The 20,262-nt window shown below is 50.1% G+C and carries 17 protein-coding genes, 1 pseudogene and 1 other annotated feature (1 of these 19 cut by a window edge); of the genes and pseudogenes, 1 reads left to right on the forward strand and 17 read right to left on the reverse strand.

Annotated elements, in window-relative coordinates; all coding sequences use genetic code 11:
- Positions 1-3: 3 nt before the first annotated feature.
- From AB4Z33_RS00495 to ilvB, 13 genes and pseudogenes are all read right to left on the reverse strand, one after another.
- Positions 4-2,916 (reverse strand): 2-oxoglutarate dehydrogenase E1 component, encoded by a 2,913-nt coding sequence (locus tag AB4Z33_RS00495; RefSeq protein WP_442048002.1) that lies wholly within the window; start codon positions 2,914-2,916, stop codon positions 4-6.
- Between the two features lie 265 nt (positions 2,917-3,181).
- Positions 3,182-3,890 (reverse strand): annotated as a pseudogene (locus tag AB4Z33_RS00500) (DNA alkylation repair protein).
- Positions 3,891-3,984: 94 nt separating this feature from the next.
- On the reverse strand, positions 3,985-5,499 hold the full coding sequence (locus AB4Z33_RS00505; RefSeq protein WP_442048003.1) for a leucyl aminopeptidase: 1,515 nt from the start codon (positions 5,497-5,499) through the stop codon (positions 3,985-3,987).
- 76 nt (positions 5,500-5,575) lie between these two features.
- A complete protein-coding gene (locus AB4Z33_RS00510) occupies positions 5,576-6,949 on the reverse strand; it encodes an ATP-binding protein (RefSeq protein ID WP_442048004.1) in 1,374 nt (457 codons plus the stop codon).
- Between the two features lie 168 nt (positions 6,950-7,117).
- Complete coding sequence (locus AB4Z33_RS00515; RefSeq protein WP_442048005.1) at positions 7,118-8,476, reverse strand: anti-sigma-I factor RsgI family protein; 1,359 nt, start codon at positions 8,474-8,476, stop codon at positions 7,118-7,120.
- Entirely contained in the window at positions 8,473-9,297 is an 825-nt protein-coding gene (gene sigI / locus AB4Z33_RS00520; RefSeq protein WP_442048006.1) for an RNA polymerase sigma factor SigI, read from the reverse strand. The genes AB4Z33_RS00515 and sigI overlap by 4 nt, the downstream gene beginning before the upstream one ends.
- Before the next feature lie 223 nt (positions 9,298-9,520).
- Positions 9,521-9,937: a hypothetical protein gene (locus AB4Z33_RS00525; RefSeq protein WP_442048007.1), complete on the reverse strand. Its 417-nt coding sequence runs from the start codon at positions 9,935-9,937 to the stop codon at positions 9,521-9,523.
- Positions 9,938-10,133: 196 nt separating this feature from the next.
- A complete protein-coding gene (locus AB4Z33_RS00530; RefSeq protein WP_337099793.1) occupies positions 10,134-10,682 on the reverse strand; it encodes a peroxiredoxin in 549 nt (182 codons plus the stop codon).
- Between the two features lie 143 nt (positions 10,683-10,825).
- Positions 10,826-11,905 (reverse strand): 3-isopropylmalate dehydrogenase, encoded by a 1,080-nt coding sequence (gene leuB, locus AB4Z33_RS00535; RefSeq protein ID WP_442048008.1) that lies wholly within the window; start codon positions 11,903-11,905, stop codon positions 10,826-10,828.
- Positions 11,906-12,217: 312 nt separating this feature from the next.
- Positions 12,218-13,762, reverse strand: a complete 1,545-nt coding sequence (locus tag AB4Z33_RS00540; RefSeq protein WP_442048009.1) for a 2-isopropylmalate synthase — start codon at positions 13,760-13,762, stop codon at positions 12,218-12,220.
- A gap of 128 nt (positions 13,763-13,890) precedes the next feature.
- The gene (ilvC, locus tag AB4Z33_RS00545; protein ID WP_442048010.1) at positions 13,891-14,883 is read right to left on the reverse strand and encodes a ketol-acid reductoisomerase; all 993 of its coding nucleotides are present in this window, start codon (positions 14,881-14,883) and stop codon (positions 13,891-13,893) included.
- 134 nt (positions 14,884-15,017) lie between these two features.
- Positions 15,018-15,503 carry an acetolactate synthase small subunit gene (gene ilvN, locus AB4Z33_RS00550; protein ID WP_337099800.1) on the reverse strand — a complete coding sequence of 162 codons (486 nt, stop codon included), beginning with the start codon at positions 15,501-15,503 and terminating at the stop codon, positions 15,018-15,020.
- Positions 15,500-17,245, reverse strand: a complete 1,746-nt coding sequence (gene ilvB / locus AB4Z33_RS00555) for a biosynthetic-type acetolactate synthase large subunit (protein ID WP_442048011.1) — start codon at positions 17,243-17,245, stop codon at positions 15,500-15,502. Before ilvB ends, ilvN begins: the two co-directional genes overlap by 4 nt.
- A gap of 674 nt (positions 17,246-17,919) precedes the next feature.
- On the opposite strand from ilvB, the gene AB4Z33_RS00560 reads away from it, so the two are divergent.
- Positions 17,920-18,381, forward strand: coding sequence for a GNAT family N-acetyltransferase (locus AB4Z33_RS00560; protein WP_442048012.1), 462 nt, complete (start codon positions 17,920-17,922; stop codon positions 18,379-18,381).
- Between the two features lie 14 nt (positions 18,382-18,395).
- On the opposite strand, the gene AB4Z33_RS00565 is transcribed toward AB4Z33_RS00560, so the two are convergent.
- The 4 genes from AB4Z33_RS00565 to infC form a co-directional block, all read right to left on the reverse strand.
- Positions 18,396-18,818, reverse strand: coding sequence for a hypothetical protein (locus AB4Z33_RS00565; RefSeq protein ID WP_442048013.1), 423 nt, complete (start codon positions 18,816-18,818; stop codon positions 18,396-18,398).
- Between the two features lie 166 nt (positions 18,819-18,984).
- The gene (gene rplT, locus AB4Z33_RS00570; RefSeq protein ID WP_337099804.1) at positions 18,985-19,344 is read right to left on the reverse strand and encodes a 50S ribosomal protein L20; all 360 of its coding nucleotides are present in this window, start codon (positions 19,342-19,344) and stop codon (positions 18,985-18,987) included.
- Positions 19,345-19,390: 46 nt separating this feature from the next.
- Positions 19,391-19,591 carry a 50S ribosomal protein L35 gene (rpmI, locus tag AB4Z33_RS00575; RefSeq protein WP_087570780.1) on the reverse strand — a complete coding sequence of 67 codons (201 nt, stop codon included), beginning with the start codon at positions 19,589-19,591 and terminating at the stop codon, positions 19,391-19,393.
- Between the two features lie 51 nt (positions 19,592-19,642).
- Positions 19,643-20,236 (reverse strand): translation initiation factor IF-3, encoded by a 594-nt coding sequence (gene infC, locus AB4Z33_RS00580; protein ID WP_442048014.1) that lies wholly within the window; start codon positions 20,234-20,236, stop codon positions 19,643-19,645.
- Positions 20,196-20,262, reverse strand: a sequence feature (ribosomal protein L20 leader region); it runs 89 nt beyond the window's last position. Its footprint overlaps the gene before it by 41 nt.

A 20,262-nucleotide genomic window follows, 5' to 3' on the forward strand; every position in this document is an offset into this window, starting at 1 on the left:
TAACTACCCCCTTACCAAACTCGATTCGAACGGTTGACCGTTCAAAGCGGATGAAATAATGCTTTGTTGTTCTGCTGCATGCACTTCTTGGTGACCGCTTGCCGTACTGGCGCGATCAGGACGTCCGATATAACGGACTTCCACTTTATTAGGAGCAAGCTCGCGGAGACGCGGCTCCATGTAGAACCATGAGCCCATGTTCTTCGGTTCTTCTTGTACCCACACGATCTCTTCCAGCTTAGGGAACTGGCTAATAATACGCTCAAGCTCCACTTGCGGCAATGGATACAATTGCTCTACACGCGCAACGCGCAGCCAAGTGTAATCCTCTGCATTGCCGGAAGCAAGCGCTTCGTCAAGGTCGATAGCAACTTTACCCGTCGCTAGGATAAGGCGTTTCACTTTATCCTTCGCAGCCTTCGGTTCAGTCAGGCTGAACTGCGGCAGCACCGGCTTGAACGAGCCTTCGCTAAGCTCTACGCCATGCGATGCGACGCGCGGATTACGGATCAAGCTCTTAGGCGCCATCAGCACGAGCGGACGAACATTCTCGCTGCCCAGCATAGCCGCTTGCTTACGAAGCAAGTGGAAGTATTGAGCCGCGGACGTCAGGTTAGCTACTGTCCAGTTGTTGTCGGCGGAGAGCTGTAGGAAACGCTCGAGCCTTGCGCTGGAATGCTCTGGACCTTGACCTTCATAACCGTGCGGCAGCAAAATCGTAATACCCGATTTTTGCGACCATTTTGCCCGGCCTGCGGAAATAAATTGGTCGAAAATAACTTGTGCCACGTTCGCGAAGTCGCCGTACTGCGCTTCCCAAATAACGAACGTGTCAGGCGCGAATACGTTGTAGCCATACTCGAAACCTAGAACAGCCGTTTCGGACAATGGGCTGTTATGAACGGCGAATGACGCTTTCGCTTGCGGAATCATGTGCAGCGGCGAGAACTTCTCGGCGTTCGCATTGTCGTTCAACATAATATGGCGATGCGCGAACGTTCCACGCTCGGAATCTTGACCGCTGAGACGGATCGGCGTTCCGTCAGCAAGAATCGTAGCGAAAGCCAGCGTCTCCGCATGTGCCCATTCTACTTTCTCGCCATCGTTCAATGCCGATGCCCGGCGCTGCAAAATACGCTGCAGCTTCGTATATTCAGTAAAGCCTTCTGGACGGTTCAATAGCTCCAGATTGATCTCACGCAGCTCTTCTAGAGGAACAGCTGTGCGAACATCCTCGGCCACGACATTGCCAGTCTGTTCAGGCGGGGCAATCTTCGCCTTGCCTTCGTTCGCTTTCATCGCATCATAAGCAGCTTGAAGCGAAGCGGTCGTGCGTTGACGCAATTGCTCCACTTGCTCTTCCGTAATCGCTTGTGCGCCTTTCAGCTGCTCGCTGTACAACGTAGCAACCGTCGGATGATTGCGGACCTTCGTGTACATCAGCGGTTGCGTTACTTCCGGATCGTCCATCTCGTTATGTCCGTAGCGGCGGTAGCCGATCAGGTCGATAACAAAACCTTTGTTGAAGCGCAGACGATATTCGCAAGCAAGGCGAACGGCTGCAAGACAAGCTTCCGGCTCATCCGCGTTCACGTGAACGATCGGAATGTCGAAGCCTTTGGCCAAGTCGCTCGCATAAYGCGTCGAGCGGGAATCGATGCTGTTCGTCGTGAAGCCCAAGCGGTTGTTCGCAATAATGTGAATCGTTCCGCCGTTGCGGTAGCCTTGCAATTTATTGAAGTTAAGCGTCTCGGCCACAATGCCTTCGCCGATGAATGCCGCATCGCCATGGATGGCGATCGTAACTGCGCTATGCAGATCCTGCTGCGGGAAGCCAGGCTTGCTGCGATCTTCTTGCGCTGCGCGCGTGAAGCCTTCAACGACCGGATTAACGAATTCAAGATGGCTCGGGTTGTTCGCGAGTACAACATTCGCGCGTACCGTCTCGCCTTCCTTGATTGCGCGATCCGCGCCAAGGTGATATTTAACGTCGCCTGTCCACCCGTAGTTAATACCCATCGAGCCCTCGGAAGGAATGACTTCCTTGTTAGGCGCATGATGGAACTCAGAGAAAATTTTCTCATACGGCTTGCCGAGCACGTGAGTAAGTACGTTTAGACGACCGCGATGCGCCATACCCATTAGAATATTAGTAGCTCCATCATGAGCGACTGCGCGGACAATCTCATCCAGCACCGGCACGAGCATATCAACGCCTTCGATCGAGAAGCGCTTCTGACCTACAAATGTACGGTGCAGGAAGCTTTCGAATTGCTCAACTTGAAGCAAACGCTCGAGTAGCGATTCGCGTTCCCTTGCCGATAGCGGCGCAGGGAATGAACCCGATTCCGCTTTCTCGTGCAGCCAGAAACGTTCGCTTTCGTCATGGATATGCGTAAACTCGTAAGCAGCCGAACGCGAGTAAATTTCTTTTAGACGAAGGATAGCATCCCAGCCGTTCGAAATTTCCGCTGGCGCGTTATCCCAGATCAATGATCCCGGTATAGCCGACAAGTCCGCTTGCGTAAGACCGAACGTCGCAGGATCAAGAAGCTTCGTATCAGCCTCCGGGCTTAAGCCCAGTGGATCGATATCCGCAGCTAAATGGCCGTATCTGCGTATGTTCAGCATAAGCTGATGCGCAGCAACGACCTTCTTCAACATATTCGAGTCGATCGGACCGACTCCAGCGCCTGCCGGCAGTGCCACGTTGCTCACTACTGCACTTGCAGTTTGCGTTCCGCCCGCAATTGGCGTGGAAGGAGGTGCCCCCCATTGGACAAACAGTTCACGAACCGAAGCGTCAACCGAATTCGGATCGGTCAAATATTGCTCGTATTGCTCTTGCACATAACCAAGATTGGGACCATAGTAGCTTTTCCAAGGCGAATGATTGCGCTCATCATGGATGCTCATTGCAGAAAATTCCACCCTCTCTATTCATAACCATCCTATTATTTTCTAAGGCGAACGCCAACATACATGGGCGCCGTCTTCCTTGATACTAATTGCTTCATAATTATTGATGCTTGCCCTCTGATACATAACCTCTTCATATTTTAGTACATTACTTGCCCGTCAACCATAATCAACTTGGCATCGGTTTCATCCATTTCAAGCATCAATTATGGGCATCAACTTGCCGATAATCGATTAATCCAATTTATTCTTAATACGCAGGCTAACATATACATGTTTTTTTCTTTACGCCCGCCTTACCCATGGTTTACCGTCTTCTGTATGTAATTCGCCGCCAGCGGCACTTTGCATGCCGTATTACCTACGTCCACATGYACCTTGCCGATCTGCTCAGCTGCGGTCATTGCCTCTTCCATCAATTCCGTGACGTAGACGCCGACTGTAATAACGAAGCTGTTCATCGTGTAACGGACGCGATTCTGCTCTTGATGAATGGTCTGCTCAACGCGCCGAAGCAAGCCGCGAATTTCTTCTATATCTAGTTTCTCATCCTGCGTCACCGATACATAACTGGCATAGGTGCTCCAACCGCACGAAGCAACCATTTCCTTCGTTGATTCCATCCATGCAAGCGCCAGCTCGCGGGCATAGGGACTTTCGGCCGCTACACCCGCTACTGTCGTCTCCGCAAGCAGATACCAGTACGCCTGATCTACCCAATGCTGCAATTGCTCTTTTGCCATCAGCTTTGGATTAACGCTAAGACCTGCCAGATACATCGCATCAGAGATCCCCGAGTCATATAGCTTTAGAGCTAGTTCATGTTCCTTCTTCACATGCTTCACGAGCTTCTTCATATCGCCAATCTTAACACCAAAGAAAGGCTCCATTGCTCCATGAGAGATACATGTACGCTTCGTTTGCTCCGATCCCAATCGCTCCAGCTCACTCATAACCTCTTCATAAGTCACGACAACTGTCCCCCAGATCGTTAATTAGTAGTTAGTATGCCCACTTATGGGAGGGTGAATAGCCTAACCGATGCCACCGATGCCTATAATAACGCTAATCTCGCTGTTCGACTAACTCGACCAATGTCCTCACCATTACGCCTGTTGCTCCCTTAGGCTCCCAGCCTCTTGGCGCTTCCAGCCACGCCGTTCCGGCGATATCCAGATGAACCCATGGCAGCTCCTCGGCAAAATGGCCAATGAACAAGCCGCCCGTAATCGTTCCGGCATAACGTCCGCCGCTGTTCTTCAGATCAGCAGCGTCGCTTCGCAACTGCTTCTTGTACTCTGGGTAGGAAGGCAACTGCCATACGCGCTCGCCCGCACGTTCAGCAGCCGCAAGCAATTGCAGCAGCAATGACGTATCGTTCGTAACCGCTCCCGTTGCCTCCGTACCAAGCGCCACTCCTACCGCTCCAGTCAGTGTTGCCACATCGATTAGACGTGTAGCGCCGCGGCGAATGGCGGTCGTTAAACCATCGGCAAGCACAAGCCTTCCTTCTGCGTCGGTATTCACGACTTCGACCGTATAACCGCTCATCGTACGAATGACATCGCCCGGCTTAAGCGCTCGATCTGAAGGCATATTCTCCGCTGTTGGAACGACGGCAATTACGTTAACCGCCGGTTTCGTCTCCGCAATAACCTTCATGGCGCCGAGCACTGCCGCTGCACCGCCCATATCCGATATCATTTCCTCCATACCGGGTGCTCTTTTAAGTGAGATACCGCCAGTATCGAATGTAATCCCTTTGCCAATCAGTCCCCATGTTTCCTTCGAATTCGGATCGCCCTTATATTCAAGTACAATCATGCGGGGCGGGTTGATACTTCCTTGGCCAACGCCAAGCAAGCCTCCCATCCCCTGCTCAGAGGCGCTCCATTCGTCAATAACTTCTATATCCAAATCATACTCACGCGCCAGTTCTTCCGCGTGGAAAGCCAGTCTCTCCGGTGTAAGGTCATTGCCCGGCAAGTTCGTCAAGTCACGCGCATAACTTACGCCGCCTGCGACAACCTTGGCGCGCTTAATGCCGGCTTCCCATCCTAAGACGTCCCCAGGTGTTGCAGCTTCTAGAGTTATGGTAACATCCTTAATTTGAAATCTGTTGCCCTGCTCTTTCTTCAGCGGCATACGATCATGCAGCGCAAGCAGCAATCCTTCCGTCATTGCTTGAGCAGCAGCGCTTGCGCTCAAACCTTCCGCTCCGCTGCTGCTGAGCGTTGGAGGAATAATTTGCAAGGATTGCGCTCTTAGCCGCTTCAACGCTTTAGCTGCCGCCGCTGCTGACTTCCGCAAGCCATCTGCTCCGCCCGCTTCCGAGTATCCGACAAATAACACATGCGATGCAGGGTATAGCCCTAATGTAGGAACAACTTCCACTTGCTCGGACTCCGCCTTGAAGATGCCTTTGGCGCTTAATCCGCGAATCGCCTCGTCAAGCTGAGGCTGAATAATAACCTTCGAACCAGCCTCCTGCTTCAGATCAGCAGCGTCGATCCATCTAATAACGGCATCAGGCGCAGCTTGATTGGCAGCGCGTGCACCGACTGTAAATTGTACGTTCATGTTTATTGCTCCTCACTTTCCTGCGATCAAATGAAATGAAAAAAAGAATCGAGTTATTACCCCCGATTCTAATGGTTTACTCTGCTAATGGCAAATAAATGATAAATTCGGTACCGCTGCCGGGCTGGCTGTCTACCCGAATCGCTCCGCCATGATTGCGTATGATTCGATAACTTACCGACAAGCCGAGTCCCGTGCCAAGCTGCTTCGTTGTGAAGAACGGATCGAACAGCCGGCTCATCGTAGCTTTGTCTATTCCTTTGCCGTTATCTCGAATGACGATCTCGGCGTACTGGCCGTCACTTCGTCCGATGACATCAATTCGGCCTCTGCGCTCCAGCTGTACATCTTCAATAGCATCGAGAGCATTTTTGATAATGTTCAGCACGACCTGCTTCACTTGCTTCACATCGATCGAGACGAACAAATCTTCTGTCTGGCACTCAGCTACAATTTCGCAATTGCGGAGCAATGACTCACTCTCGGTTAGTAAAACAACTTCCTTGATCAAGGAGTGGATGGATACATATTGCTTCATCGGGGCTGACGGCTTAGAGGAATTAAGAAATTCATAAATAATATCGTTCGCTCTATCAATCTCCGTCAAAATAATGCGGGCATATTCCTCTTTGCCTACTTGCAGCAAATAAGGGCGCAGCAGTTGGATAAAGCCTCTTATGCTCGTAAGCGGATTGCGTATTTCATGCGCGATGGCTGCGGCAATCTTCCCAAGCATTGCCAGCTTGTCATTCTGCATCGCGCTCTGTTCGATCTGTTTATACTCGKAAACGTCCTTCACGCTGAACAGAAAATCTCCGTCCAGTTGATCGCCGTATGTAACGGTCACCAGCAGATGCTTGCCGTCCTTATATTCGAATTCATAATATTTGCTGCGCAGAAGGAACATCTCCCGATATAACCGAAGGATTGTCCGTTTCGTGCTAATGCCCAGTTGGCGATGTCTTAATATTTCTTTCATATTGYAGCCGATAAGCGTCTGCCGCGGAATCTCGAGCAGCTTGGCCATTTGTACATTAATAAACGACAAAATTCCATCGCTGTCGAAGATGGCAATCCCGCTGTCCATATGCTGCAGAACGTTCTCATATTTATTTTTGACCATTTCAAAGGATCGGTTCGAGCGGAACAGCATCTCTCTCATTTCCGTAAACCGTTGTTCGACGGATTGATCAGCGGTCACCTCGAAGCGTACGGCAACCATAACCTCGATAAGGAACAGAAACGAACGATTGTAAAGCTGCAACGCTTCCTCAGATTCTACATTAGCGACAAGCTTCTGCAAGCTTTCTTCATGCATAGCGATGAGTTCCTCGGGTATAAATCCATCCAGCTCTCTGCCGAGTTCGCCTGCCCGAAACAATGACTCTTCACTGCGACTCCGTAAGTACTCGGCAAGCGCCGGGAAATAGCGCTTTCGAATAGCCTGCATTATGTACTCCTCCCCGGCTACGACTACAGACCATGGTTATGACATACACTAATCATAGGATTACTTTACAATCGCTGTCAATCAGAAATACTGTCGAAAATTGTTATTTAAATGAGTCTAGAGACACGCTTCTTCTAAAAATGCAGCCAAAATAGTGATAACCGTCGCCTAATGTCGCCGGTCCCCGTTGTTTTCTCTACCGCTTTGCGATCCTCCGCCACGACTATTGTCATGTTCGTCGTTTCTGTCTTGTCCGCCTCGATTGCGATCATTATTATCCCGATCGTTGGAACGATCATCATTGCGGCCATCATCCCAATCGTTATCCCAATCCACATTGTCGTTATTACCGCGACCGCTGGACTGTCCCCTGTCGTCATCATCATTATTATCGTCTCTGCTGCCGCGATTATCGTCGTTGTTATCGTCTTTGTCTCCCCAACCCTTATCGCCGCGATTTTTACCATCGTTTTTGCCAGAAGAAGATTTATCGGTTGAAGTCGGCTTCTTGCCGTTATTAGGTGTAGCCGTAGGTTTCCTGCCCCCATTGCCTTGACTACCCTGATTCTTATCATCCTTATTCGTTACTGCTGGCTTGCTTGTGCCATTCGGCTTAGCCGTCTTTGCAGGCTTAGGGGTTGAGGCAGGCTTCTGACTATTTTTTTCGTCGTCATCCTTCTTGATCTTCTCCGCCTTCTCGCGGTCAACAAGTTCCTTCAGCTTGCTTTTACTCGTATCCGGGGCGTTTTCGACGATTGTCTTCACGCCGCCTATCGATGCCGTCACGCTATCAATCGATTGTTTCTTCAACTRCTCCAGCTCGATTTGGTAGCCTTCGTCCTTCGCCATCAAGTACACGGCCATTTTGCCGGAAGATACGCCGTTGGCTGCTGCCTCATCGCGAAGCTCCGACGGTATGGCAAGCGTCGTAATGTTAGCCGTAATCGATTCAGCCGCAAGCTCGGTCAATCGCTCTATTAACGTATCGCTAATTTTGCCTGACAGCAGTTGATCATAATCGTTGCCGCCATCTTGCCCACCCTTCATCACCATGCTTGTTATGACTATGTCCTTATCTGCCACATCTAGATAGTGTGATTCTCTTGCTTTCTCGAACAAGCTTGCCGCAACAAGTTCAACTGCAACGCCCTTATAAGTAAGACCGCTTATGATTTTCTTTCCGTCCTCATTCAGCGCGTGCAACGACCGAACGCGATCCTGGCTGTCGACGCCGATCTCAATGCTTGGGTTAATGTCCATACTGACGTAAGCGACAATTGGATTAGCGTCCTTCACCATCATGAAGAGCAGCGGCAAAAATAAAATCAATGCAATGGCTGCTGCGCCCGAATAGCCATACACGGATCTCAGTCTGGGTCTGCGTCTAGCTTCCGAATATTCTTGCTCGAAAATAATTTCTTCGCCTATTTGCGGCGTTCCTTGAATAGGGGCTCGCAAAAATCCGCCATCTGCCGTCATAACAACAGCATATTTATCAGTCATGCTCATGACGATTCCGCGCTTCATTGGCCAGCCTCCTGATTCATAGAATGGGGTTCAATCGGTATGTTTAGGTAATCGTGCATGAAAGGATATGTACCCGAGATCACAAGCGCAATTGCAATAATATACTTCCGATTGCGCTCAACCGTTTTTCGCGATACATCGCATAGCTCGGTGAGTTCTTTAACCGGCAGTCTGCCCGCCTGCTTGAACGTCTGCAGCAGTTCAGGGTCGAACGCTAGTGTCTGCGCAATGCCGATCAGCAGCTTGCGCGAATCGGAATGCTTCGGCGATTGCTCAACCAGCTCCATGAACGTTATGCCGTAGCTCTCAAGCTCGGTATTCAGATCACCGATCTCCAATCGCCGCTCGTTCTCAGTCTGTCTTAAGTCATATTGATGAAGCGCCTGCTTCGTCTCCACCGAGTTATATACCGGCTGATCCTCTTCCTCCGTGTCGAACATGCTGTACGGAACAACCTGCGAATGGCGCTGTTCTTTTCGGACATAGTCAATAAGCCGACGCCTAATGACGGTTTCAGCGAATCCGATGAATGATTTTCCCGCATTGCTGTCGAACTGGTTAATGGATTCATTAAAGGCCAGCAGCGCTATGCTATATTCATCATCACGGTTCGGATCGATGTACCGTTTGCTAAATCGACTTGTTACTTTCAAAATATAAGGTTTGTAGTCTGAAATGAACTGCTCTCGGAGCCTTTCATCGCCCAGACGGATTCTGGCAACCCATTGTTCGGGAGCGAGCTTCTGCTCGGTCTCCTGCGTTTTTGCGGAAGCAGGCTTTCGCAAAAACCGTTTGAACAATACAAGTAACAACCGCTCCACCTCACTACTAGTATGATTCGAATGTGTTCCTTCTTTTTCGGGGGGTAACGATTTTAATTTTTTTAATATATCAAGCGTAAACGGCTGTCGCCGTCCTTTGGCTGCATCAGCTAACGTTTCGCGTTGAAATATAAGCACAGTATAAACAGCAAATTTTATACTTTCTTATATTTTTAAAAAAATAAGCCTCCCGCAGGAGGCAGTCGCTTTATACTCATCGCAGCTACACCGAGGTGCGCCTCTGACGCAATTTGTTGCGGCGGCTATTAAGCATCATAAGCCGCTTCTTAAGCTGTAGCTCCCACTCTGTATCCTCAATCTGCTTAGCGAAGCTGAGCAGATCAAGCGCCATATCGATCTGACTATGCACAACATCCATTGGATCCTCGTTCTCGTTATTAACGCAGTTCTCGAACAGCAGCTTGCCGTCCTGCTCCACATATTCTTGAAAGTCCACCTCGGCGGCATCGTCGCCATGAGCATACTCAGCCAAAATGTCATACTCGTCCTGTGCCAAATAGTGAATATCGACGCGATGGCATACTGGACAAAACGTAATTGGCACATTGTGAATTTGTGTTCGATAATGCTTCAGCGTACCCTTCGTTCCAATCATACTCGCTCCACAGCAAAAACTCATAGCGATACCCCTCCTTAGACGTTGCATCATTACAATTCACGCTGGCTGCTCATTATACCCTACATTATTCGCTAATAATCTCTGAAATTCCTGCTTGAAATAAATGACATCTCGTTTATGGTACTTAAATATCCCGCTCTGACAATAACAAAACCCGTACCAGAAGGTACGGGTTCCATATKAACGAAATCGATTATTATTTCGCTACCAGGTGAGACTGGCCTGGTTTCCAGTTGATTGGGCAAAGTCCGCCGGATTGCAAAGCTTGCAATACGCGAAGCGTTTCTTCAACGCTGCGGCCTACGTCGTTGTGGTTAACAACTTGGTATTTTACTTCGCCTTCTGGATCGATGATGAACAAACCGCGAAGCGCGATTCCTTCTTCTTCGATCAATACGCCGTAGTCACGTGCAACGTTCTTCGTAATGTCAGCAGCGAGCGGGAAGCTCAGTTGACCAAGACCGTTATCGTTAACCGGCGTGTTGATCCACGCGCGGTGGCTGTGCTTGCTATCTACGCTGACACCAAGAATTTCAGTGTTCAAGTTGTTGAATTGTTCTGCAGCCAAGCTCAAAGCGGTAATTTCAGTCGGGCATACGAAAGTGAAATCGAGCGGGTAGAAGAACAATACCAACCATTTACCTTTGTAATCCGAAAGCGACGCCGTACCAAAATCTTGTCCGTTACCAGTTGCCGTTTCCATTGTGAAATCTGGAGCCGGGCGACCTACCAAACGTTCTGCCATAATCGAAAAACCTCCTTGACCTATCCATAGATTATTATTTGTGCCGATTTATTTGCGCAACTTACTTGTTACATACTATCACTAGAATGTAATGAAGTCAATATTATAATTAATTCTTTTTGATAATTATTTTAAACTGTAAATTATTTTTTCATCGCAGCTACGATCAGATCGCCCATAGCTGTTGTGCCGATTGCAGTGCTCTTATCAACTGCGATATCACCAGTACGGTGGCCAGCATCCAATACTTCCTTCACCGCGTTCTCGATCGATGCCGCAGCCTCGTGATAGCCGAACGTCAGTCTGAACATAAGCGCAACAGACAGAATCGTAGCGATTGGATTGGAGATGCCTTGTCCCGCAATGTCAGGCGCAGAGCCGTGTACCGGCTCGTACAAACCGAAGCTGCCTTCGCCCAGGGAAGCAGACGACAGCATGCCGATCGAACCCGTCAGCATTGCCGCTTCGTCGCTAAGAATATCGCCGAACATATTTTCCGTTACGATAACATCGAAGCTCGATGGACGGCGAAGCAATTGCATAGCGCAGTTGTCAACGAGTACATGCTCAAGCTCAACTTCTGGATATTCAGGAGCGATCCGGTTAACGACTTCGCGCCACAGGCGGGATGTCTCAAGAACGTTCGCTTTGTCAACGGATGCAAGACGTTTGCTGCGAGTCATAGCGATGTCGAACGCTTGGCGCACGATGCGCTCAACTTCTTGTACATTATATACGCAAGTATCGACAGCTTCTTCGCCGTTCGCGCCTTCGCGGCGGAACTTCTCGCCGAAGTAGATGCCGCCTGTCAGTTCACGCACAACGATCAGGTCCGTACCTTCAAGAACTTCCGGCTTCAGCGTGGAAGCTTCTTTCAAGCAGTCGAATACCGTTGCTGGACGAATATTGGAGAATAGGCCAAGCGCTTTGCGAATGCCGAGCAGACCTGTCTCAGGACGAAGCTCCTTCGAGTTGTTGTCCCATTTCGGACCGCCAACAGCGCCGAGCAATACCGCGTCCGCGCCTTTGCACAGGTCAAGCGTTTCCTGCGGAAGCGGCGTACCTTTCTCGTCGATTGCGATACCGCCGAACAAGCCGTTCTCCGTCTCGAATTGGTAACCGAACAGTTCTTCTGATTTCTTAAGTACTTTAAGCGCCTCGCCTACAACTTCAGGTCCAATACCGTCGCCGGCAATGACTGCGATCTTTTTCACTTCTGCCATGATTGATTGTACACTCCTCTATTATCTCATTCTCAGTCTATTATCATTTGTACCATAAAACTGCCTTGATTACAAAGATATAAAATCTATTTAGTTTATAGTTTGCAGCTATAAGCCCAATTATCAAGGTGAAACGGCTAACGCCGTCCTTTGGCTGCGTGGCACGTTTCATTCCGGAGAAATATAAGCCAGGTTATAAGCAGAAAACTTATAAATTCTTATATTTCGAGAAAGAGGACAGCCGCCAAAGGTAATCCCCCTTGACTGCTGTCCTCTTGTTCAGCGGTCATCCCGCCTGCTTGCTCAGTTGTCCTAGATCAGGCTCATCTTATCGCGGCGACTCGGCGACTTGCGCTTGTCGATCAAGCGGTTCACCGCATCGATGTAAGCGCGAGCGCTTGCTTCTAGAATGTCGGTGCTTAGGCCGCGGCCTTGAGCAGTCACTTCATCCTGCTTGAGCACGACATGAACCTCGCCAAGCGCGTCTTTGCCTTGCGATACAGACTTAATGGAGTAGTCCTCCAGCTCGACTGTCTCGCCTGTTACTTTATCAATCGCGTTATAGATCGCATCCACGGAGCCGTTGCCGACTGCCGCTTCTTCGACCGCTTCACCTTCCGCCTTGCGAATGCGAACCGAAGCGCTAGGCGTCGATTGGTTCGTGTAGTTCACTTGGATCGTCTCAAGCGTGAACACTTCCGGCGTATCGACGAGCTTCTCTTCGAGCATCGCGCGAATGTCTTCATCCGTCACGTTCTTCTTGCGGTCAGCCAAGTCCTTGAACTTAGCGAACGCCGCGTTAACGGATTCGTCTTCGAGTTCGTATCCGAGGTCGATCAGCTTCTCGCGGAACGCATGACGTCCGGAGTGCTTGCCGAGGACAAGCTTCGATTCCTTCAAGCCGATCGTATCCGGCGAAATAATCTCGTACGTTGTCTTCTCCTTCAGCATGCCGTCCTGGTGAATGCCGGATTCATGCGCGAACGCATTCGCACCGACAATCGCCTTATTGCCCGGAATGACCATGCCTGTAAGCTTACTGACTAATCGGCTCGTCTTCGCGATTTCCTTCAAGTTCAGCGTCGTCTGAGCGCCGAAGTAATCCGGACGCGTCGCTAGCGCCATCGCGACTTCTTCAAGCGCCGTGTTGCCCGCGCGCTCGCCAATGCCGTTGATAGTGCCTTCGATTTGATCCGCGCCGTTCATGATCGCCGATAGCGCATTAGCAGTCGCCATGCCAAGATCGTCGTGGCAGTGCGCGCTAAGCTGAATCGTCTCGATATTCGGCACGTTCTCCTTTAGCGTCTTGAAGATGTTGCCATACTCAAGCGGATTTAAGTATCCGACCGTATCGGGAATGTTCACGACCGTAGCTCCAGCCTTGATTGCCATCTCCGTCACTTGGCAGAGGAAATCAAGCTCTGTGCGTCCTGCATCCTCAGGCGAGAATTCTACCTTGCTGAAATATTGCTTCGCGTACCGAATGGCGCGCTCAGCTGTCTCCAGCACCTGCTCCTTCTCCATTCTAAGCTTATGCTTGCGATGGATGGGGCTTGTAGCAAGGAAGACGTGAATGCTTGGATCTTGTGCGCCGATAAGCGCTTCACGCACCGCATCGATGTCCTGCTCACGCGAGCGGGACAATCCGATTACGCTTGCGTTCTTCACGGCGCGCGCAACGGCTTTGACGGCTGCCAGGTCGCCTGGCGACGCAGCCGGGAAGCCTGCTTCGATTCGATCGACGCCCAGCTTCTCGAGCTGCAGCGCAATCTCGACCTTCTCCTTCGTATTCAGGTTGACGCCGGGGGATTGTTCCCCGTCACGAAGCGTTGTATCGAAAATATAAATTTTCCGCATATGGCTCTAGTACCTCCGTGAACAGAATTATCCCGGTACACGCGGGGGCGCACGCGGATCGTCAGACGATTGCCGCATGCGCTAAAGGCGTACCGGGATCATATCATTTTGCGTATAGACGCAGTTTATTACTTCTTGATCCAGTGCATAAGTTCACGAAGCTGTTTGCCTGTTTGCTCGATAGGGTGAGCAGCTTCGTTACGGCGTGTAGCTGTAAGCATTGCACGGTTCGATTGGTTCTCCAAGATGAAGTCGCGTGCGAAACGTCCGGATTGGATGTCTTCAAGAACGCGTTTCATTTCTTTTTTCGTTTCTTCTGTAACGATACGAGGACCAGTTACATAGTCGCCGTACTCAGCTGTGTTGGAGATGGAATCGCGCATTGTTGCAAGTCCGCCTTCATACATCAAGTCAACGATTAGCTTAAGCTCGTGCAAGCACTCGAAGTAAGCCATCTCTGGAGCGTATCCAGCTTCAACAAGCGTCTCGAAGCCAGCTTTAACAAGCGCGGAAGCGCCGCCGCAAAGTACGGCTTGCTCGCCGAACAAATCTGTTTCTGTCTCTTCTTTGAAAGAAGTTTCGATAACGCCCGCACGAGTACAGCCGATACCTTTAGCATATGCAAGGCCGATAGCTTTAGCATTGCCGGTAGCGTCTTGTTGGATCGCGATCAGACCAGGAACGCCGAAGCCTTCTTGGTACGTACGGCGAACCATGTGGCCCGGCGACTTAGGAGCAACCAGGAATACGTCTGTATCTTGGCTAGGCACGATTTGGCCGTAGTGGATGTTGAAGCCGTGGGAGAACATAAGAGCCGCGCCTTTTTTGAGGCTTGGTTCGATTTCTTCCGCGTATACTTTCGCTTGTGTTTCGTCAGGAAGCAAGATTTGAACAACGTCAGCGATTTTAGTTGCTTCTGCAACTGTCAATACTTCGAAGCCGTCTTTCTTAGCTACGTCTGCGGATTTACCTGGACGAAGACCGATAACTACTTTCAGACCGCTGTCGCGAAGGTTTTGCGCTTGCGCGTGGCCTTGGCTGCCGTAACCGATTACTGCAATTGTTTTACCTTGAAGAACGCCTTGATCAGCGTCTTTTTCATAATACATTGTAACTGCCATGATAATAATTGCCTCCTTTAATTTAACCCTTTTGAACGGGTGTTTAAGCAGAGAATGGCGAATAGAAGCGGTTCTCCCCTTAAACTCCCGTTCAAATAGGGATGTTGAACAAGTTAGACGTTGAACAAATGCTGTTACTTAGAATTGCCGCGGTTAAGTGCCGTTACCCCAGTGCGGGACAACTCGCGAATGCCATATGGCTTAAGAAGCTCGACCATCGCGTCGATCTTCTCAGTGTCGCCGACAACTTGCACGATCAACGAGTGCGTGCCGATGTCGACAACGGCTGCGCGGAACGTATCGACAACGCCGAGAATTTCCGGTCTTACCGACGGCTCAGCGGCTACCTTGATGAGCGCAAGCTCACGGGCAACCATTGGGTTCGAGCTAAGATCGATAACTTTGATGACATCGATCAGCTTGTACAACTGTTTGATGATTTGCTCGAGCGTATGATCATCGCCTGTAGTGACGATGACCATGCGCGACAAGCCTACTTCCTCGCTCGTGCCAACCGTAATGCTCTCAATATTGAAGCCGCGGCGTCCGAACAAGCCGGATACGCGCTGCAGAACGCCKGGCTGATCGTTAACGATTACTGCAATCGTATGCTTCTTCATTCCGAATCCCCCATGATCATTTGGTCGATAGTGCTGCCTTGCGCGACCATCGGATACACATTCTCATCTCTGCGAACGACGAATTCCACGACAGCCGGACCAGGATGATTAAGCGCCTCTTCCCAAACCGCTCTAGCATCCTCTTTGTTCGAAGCACGGAAACCTTTTACGCCATACGCTTCGGCAAGCTTAACGAAATCAGGGCTGCCTGCGRGATCGATATGGCTGAAGCGGTTCTCGTGAATAAGCTCTTGCCATTGACGTACCATTCCGAGTACTTGGTTGTTAATAATAACTACCTTAACAGGAATGTTGTTGATTGCGCAAATCGCGAGTTCCTGAGCGCACATCTGCATGCCGCCGTCTCCGTTAATCGATACGACTGTACGATCCGGGTTCGCCATTTGAGCGCCGATCGCCGATGGGAAACCGAAGCCCATCGTGCCAAGACCACCCGACGTTACCCAAGAACGCGGCTTGTTGAATTTATAATATTGAGCCGCCCACATCTGATGCTGACCGACGTCCGTCGTTACGATTGCATCGCCGTTCGTTGTTTCGTGGATTAACTCCACGACCCATTGCGGCTTAAGCTCGTCTTCGGAATCAATGTAGCGGAACGGATGTGCAGCCTTCGACTTCTGAATGTCCGCGCGCCATACGTCTGCTTTGTCCGCACGCTTCACAATCTTGTTCGCAAGGCCTAGAACGGTTTTCACGTCGCCGACGATTGGAATATCTGTCGGTACGTTCTTGCCGATCTCAGCCGGATCGATATCGATATGAACGATCTTTGCTTTCGGAGCGAAGCCGGAAAGCTTGCCCGTTACGCGGTCATCGAACCGTGCGCCGATATTAATGAGCAAGTCTGCGTTCTGAATCGACATATTAGCGGTATACGTGCCGTGCATGCCCGGCATGCCAAGCCATAGATCGTTGCCGCTTGGATATCCGCCAAGACCTAGAAGCGTCGTCGTGATCGGAATATCCGTCTTCGTCACGAACTCGAGAAGCTCCTCGTGAGCGCCGGAGTAAACAACGCCTCCGCCGGCAAGGATGAGCGGACGAGTCGATTCTTCAATCGCCTTCACCAGCTTATCAAGCTGCAGCTTGTTCGGATTTACCGTCGGATTGTAGCCGCGGATGCTTACTTCCGTTACCGGCTTGAACAGCGTCTTCGCTGCGGATACGTCCTTCGGAATATCGATAAGCACAGGGCCTTTACGGCCGGTGTTCGCAATATGGAACGCCTCGTGAATCGTACGCGGCAAGTCCTCTACATTGCGTACCAGATAGCTATGCTTCGTAATCGGCATCGTAATGCCCGTAATATCAGCCTCTTGGAACGCGTCCGATCCGATTAGGGAAGAGATAACATTACCCGTAATTACAACGAGCGGCACGGAGTCCATGTAAGCCGTCGCGATACCTGTTACTAGGTTAGTAGCGCCTGGTCCCGACGTTGCGATACATACGCCGACCTTGCCGCTTGCGCGTGCATATCCGTCAGCTGCATGAATCGCGCCTTGCTCATGGCGAGTCAATAAGTGGTTGAAGTCTGGGTTGCCATGCATGGCGTCATAGATATACAATACAGCGCCGCCTGGATAACCGAACACGCAATCTACACCTTCAAGCAACAGACTGCGGAGCAATATTTCCGATCCCGATATGACCTCGGGCTTCGAGAGTTTTTCCATCAATTCTTCTTTAGACTTCTGTAAAGCATCTTGCGTTACCATCAGTCATCCTCCTCTCAAGCGTAAACGGCTGGCGCCGTCCTCTGGCGGCAAAAGCTTACGTTTCGCGGTGAAATATAGATGTCCGCATAGGCATGAAGCTTATGCTTAGCTATACTTCAAATAAACAAAAAAACCTTCCGTTCCTCACGCTTCATAATCGAAGCAACGAGGGACGAAAGGTTGATCTTCCGTGGTACCACCCAAATTCGTTATACATATTCCAATGTATAACCTCCATAGGTAAGAACGATGTGCACATTGTCGTTCATACCTTTGGCACTTTAACGCTTGCCCTGCGATTTCCCCTAATGCGCATCGATTGATGCTTTTCAGGGAAACAGCTCCGAGGTGAGCTCGTAGAAAAGGGATTTTGGCGACGGTTGCAGCTGATCCGTCTGCTCTCTGTTCAAAAGAGCCCTTAGCACTTCGTCCTCATCATTGCCGATAATATATTTACCACTGAAGCCGTAAGCCAATGTGGTAGATAAGACTTTCTTTATTATATGCCGAGATATTCGGTTCGTCAAGCGTAAACGGCAAGCGCCCATAAACGGTTCTTTAATCATTTGTATTCGGCGCATTTCTCCGACCCGGCACATATAGTATTGTAGCCTCGCGACGGCAAAACCATGCAGCGGCCGTACATATGCAACACAGAGGCCGTGCAGATAGGAATGAATGTTATGATCAGATTGCGTAATTCGAGAACCGACGATGCCGAGCTCATTCGTCTTATTCGCACCGAGCTGCTCCCGCTCTCTCATACTGCACGCCCATTGGACGCACAAATCGTGCGAGAGCTGCCTAAACGGTTCCGCAGCGGAATGACATATGTCGCCTCATTATCCAAGAACAGCCCGCCAGTTGGCTTCGTCCATTGCGAGATTATGGGTGAGTTTCTCTATGTAGATATGCTCGTGACCCATCCCGATCATCAGAATCGCAGGTGGGGAAAGCGTTTAATGGCGCAAGGCGAGGCCTACGGCCAAGCGCACCATTGCAAAGCTGCCCGGTTATTCGTGGATTCGGTTAATGAGAAAGCTGGACATTTCTATGTCAAGCTCGGTTATTCCGTCGTCCAATATCACCAGGATCTTCGCTGTTATGAGCTTATCAAACCGCTAACCTCGCCTTGATCGCCTAATTTCCTTTAGAAGCCGCTATAGTAGCCATCGCCTTGGTAGCCATTGCCGTTGCTGTATCCGTTATATCCGCCGCCGTAGCCGCCTCCGTAACCGCCACCGCCATAGCCTCCACCGTAACCGCCGCCGTAGCCGCCGCCGCCATAACCGCCGCCGTAGCCGCCTCCGCATTTGTTGTAACAGTTACCGGCTTTAGCGCCGCAGCCGCAACTGCAAAGGGCGCCGACCGCAAGCACGCCTAGCAAAAGCAGCGGGAGGAAAAAAAAGCTAGTCTGCACTTTTTTACCCTTATCCCTGCCAAGAGGCTCAAGAATAAGCTTATTGCGATGAATGCGTACAAGCTTCCCTGTAACGACCGAGCCATCCGGACGTACTGCATAGATCGGTTTGCCGATTAGTTTCCGCACTTCCTTCTTGGAAACATTCTGCATGCCAAATCCCTCCTTTCCCGTTGTTCTTCAGTTTATTCAGGGAGGAGGTTCAACGTCTGTTTGTTTGTCCACTGAGTCAACAAATGTGCTAATCATACGCAAAAAGGCTGTCCCCTAAGATCATTCTCATGATCTAAGGAACAGCCTCTTCTATCAAAAATAACGACTAAGCGTTAATTTTTTCTTTAGCGATGCCTGCAAGCGAGTTGAACGAGTTCAAGTCGTTAACAGCCATGTCAGCAAGCATTTTGCGGTTTACTTCTACGCCCGCAAGTTTCAAGCCGTGCATGAATTTGTTGTACGAAAGGCCGTTAATGCGTGCAGCAGCGTTAATACGAACGATCCACAGTCTGCGGATGTCACGTTTTTTGTTGCGGCGGTCGCGGTAAGCGTACATTAACGATTTGCCTACTTGCTCCTTCGCTGTTTTAAACAGACGATGTTTCGAACCGAAATAACCTTTTGCGAGCTTTAGAATTCTTTTGCGACGACGAGTGCGGACAAATCCGCCTTTGACTCTTGCCATTTGTGGAAACCTCCTGTAGGTTGAATGAATTTATATAGCAATACGACTATTTCAATTGGGAAAGGCCTTGTTGCAAACGGCGAACGTCGCCTGCAGCCATAAGCGGCTGACCAGCAAGAACGCGTTTTTGACGACCGGATTTGTGCGAAAGCAAGTGGTTACGGTAAGCTTTGTAACGTTTTACTTTACCTGTACCGGTAATTTTGAAGCGGTCCTTTAGACTGCTGTGCGTTTTCATCTTTGGCATGTCAGTTATCCTCCTAAAAAGTTTTCGTTGCTACGGATGATGATCCGAGTGCTAGCTAGTTGTTTTTGGTGCCAAAATCATAATCATGCTCCGGCCTTCAAGCTTAGGAGCACGTTCTACGCTGCATATTTCGGCAACCTCTTTGGAGAGGCGGTCCAATATCCGTTGTCCAATCGCCGCATGCGTGATTTCACGGCCGCGGAATCGAACAGAAGCTTTCACCTTATCGCCTTCGTTCAAGAATTTGACTACGTTACGGAATTTCGTTTGGTAGTCGTTCTCCTCGATGTTGGCGCGGAACCATACTTCTTTGATATCAACGATCTTCTGATTCTTACGGGCTTCCTTCTCTTTCTTCTGCTGCTCGTAACGGAATTTGCCGTAGTCCATGATGCGGCATACTGGCGGCTTTGCCGTCGGAGCGACGTTCACAAGATCAAGACTAAGGTCGATAGCCATTTGAAGCGCTTCGCGAATCGGTTTGATGCCGATTTGTTCGCCTTCCGCGCCGACTAAGCGCACTTCTCTTGCCCGAATCTCATCATTGATTTGATGTTCTCTGCTAATAACGTGCCACCTCCAAAATGGTATATTGCTTGGTGAAGACAATAAAAAAATGCGGGTTCGCTCGAACCCGCATCTCATAACCGTTCATAGTAGCCGCCGTTCGT

The sequence above is a fragment of the Paenibacillus sp. 2TAB19 genome (assembly GCF_052115185.1).
Taxonomy (GTDB): Bacteria; Bacillota; Bacilli; order Paenibacillales; family Paenibacillaceae; genus Pristimantibacillus.